We start from the raw sequence: 231 nt of genomic DNA on the forward strand, positions 1-231 counted from the left end.
CTGAAGACAAAGCTTCAATGGCAGTCCTTGTGATATTATTAAAAGGCTCCTGCTCTGTTAATGACCATCCCGAAGTCTGAGAATGGGTCCTTAATGCCAGAGATTTTTGATTCTGTGGGTTGAATTGCTTTAAAAGGGTTGCCCAGATATATCTTGCCGCACGCATTTTGGCAATTTCCATGAAGTGATTCATTCCGATGGCCCAGAAAAATGATAATCTTGGGGCAAAGT

At 42.0% G+C, this 231-nt stretch carries 1 protein-coding gene; it reads right to left on the bottom strand.

Features of this window, described 5'->3' with window-relative positions; all coding sequences use genetic code 11:
* Positions 1–231 (bottom strand): methylmalonyl-CoA mutase family protein (locus tag SB679_RS26510; RefSeq protein WP_410705435.1); only part of this gene is annotated, 231 nt, incomplete at both ends.

Origin of the sequence: Chryseobacterium sp. SIMBA_029 (assembly GCF_046535275.1) — a bacterium.
Classification (GTDB): Bacteria; Bacteroidota; Bacteroidia; order Flavobacteriales; family Weeksellaceae; genus Chryseobacterium.